This window comes from Brachyspira sp. SAP_772 (genome assembly GCF_009755885.1).
GTDB lineage: Bacteria > Spirochaetota > Brachyspiria > Brachyspirales > Brachyspiraceae > Brachyspira.
In genome coordinates this window covers 1-882 of the sequence record NZ_VYIX01000074.1, presented here as the reverse complement: position 1 = coordinate 882, position 882 = coordinate 1, and the positions used below count along the sequence as shown (strand labels likewise).

Annotated in this window: 2 protein-coding genes; both read left to right on the top strand. The window is 27.6% G+C overall.

Annotation, left to right across the window (positions count from 1 at the left end):
- Positions 1-91: 91 nt before the first annotated feature.
- Positions 92-655: an ankyrin repeat domain-containing protein gene (locus tag GQX97_RS12665; RefSeq protein WP_157152249.1), complete on the top strand. Its 564-nt coding sequence runs from the start codon at positions 92-94 to the stop codon at positions 653-655.
- A 54-nt stretch (positions 656-709) separates the two neighbouring features.
- Positions 710-882: DUF1232 domain-containing protein (locus tag GQX97_RS12660; RefSeq protein ID WP_157152248.1), on the top strand; the 173-nt coding region annotated here is incomplete at its 3' end.

The window sequence follows — 882 nt, the reverse complement described above, 5'->3', positions numbered from 1 at the left end:
TATATTTAATAATTTTCAATAATAGATTATCATAAAAAATATTGAGAAAAATCAATATTTTGTTATACTTATATATTGTTGAGGTTGTAAAATGAGAAATACTTTATTGCTACTTATATTTTTTACATTGTTTTCATCGAATTTATATAATATAACTGCAGATGAGCAAGGTTTTTTATTTTGGGCTAGTTATGCCCATATGGAGAGAGTAAAAGACTATGTATATAATAAAAAAGTCCATATAAATGTACAAGATAATAACGGCAATACGGTTCTTATGAGAATAGCATCTCTAAAAGTAATAACTAAAGAAAACATGCAAGTAGCAGAGTTTCTTATAGATATGAAAGCAGACCTTAATGTAGTAAATAATGATAGACATACTGCTTTAGTTTTAGCAATCAATAATAATAATACAGAAATAGCGAAACTTTTTGTAGAGAAAGGTGCTAAACTTGATATAGCTGACAGAAAYGKATATACCGCTTTGATGTGGGCAGTAGAAAATAATAATGCCGAAATGGTAAAACTTCTAATAAATAAAAGAGCAAATGTTTTTCTCAAAACMAAAGACGGAGAGACAGCTTACAGTATAGCAAAAACTAAAGGAAACAGCCTTATAATAAGAATGCTTGAGATTGCTGAGGCAAGTTAATATATTTCAATATAGATTTTTATACATCTTTTTTCCAAAAATAGAGATTATTTTATGAGTGAATATACAAAAAATAAAACTGCCAAATCTGGAATAAAACCTTGGATACCTTTAATAKTAGCAGTTATATATGCAATTTCACCTGTAGATTTAGTTCCTGATAGTTTACCTATTGCAGGTTGGCTAGAAGATATATTATTCTTAATAGTAGGCGGACTTAATGGAAT